Consider the following 586-nt stretch of genomic DNA (forward strand, 5'->3'; position numbering starts at 1 on the left):
ACGAGTGCCAGATTGTGCTAAATTGGTGCAATATCTGCACTTAGATAGTGCCATTCTGCTCTAAATCTGCACCAAAATTAAATCATCGTTTTAACCAGCTATTTGCATGACTGACATTTACCTCAGCGTGGACGTTGGTGGGTCGCAAACTAAGATAATTTATCAAGTGGATGACCAGACTAAACCAAATTATGTTCTGCTGCCACCAGCGATAGAAGAGATTACTAAGGATAAACTCAATTTTTTCATGGAACGCTTGGGCTGGATTGGTAGCCCCTCACCAGACCAACAACTGTGGGTTGAGTGGAATAACAGAGTGGTGGTGTTGGGTGAGTTCGCGGCTAACTTTGATCCGCTTGACCGGATTAAGGAACTCAAATATGAGAATGCCTTGTGGAAGGTATTGAGTGCTGTTGGCTTAATTGTTGAACTCAGCAACGTAAAGGTGACGGCGAAAAAACAAATTCACTTAGAGTTGGCGTTACTTCTGCCGTGGAATGAGTACAGCGATCGCCGCCGCTTTGAAGAACAGTTACGGGTGATGCTGGCTAATTTTACGGTACGCAAACAATATTTAAAGGTGAAC

General features: G+C 43.7%; 1 pseudogene. It reads left to right on the top strand.

Annotated elements, in window-relative coordinates:
• Positions 1–106 precede the first annotated feature (106 nt).
• A pseudogene (locus G1O98_RS38535) lies at positions 107–586 on the top strand (hypothetical protein); the annotation flags it as partial.

Origin of the sequence: Nostoc sp. UIC 10630 (assembly GCF_010747425.1) — a bacterium.
In the GTDB taxonomy this organism is placed as follows: Bacteria; Cyanobacteriota; Cyanobacteriia; order Cyanobacteriales; family Nostocaceae; genus Nostoc.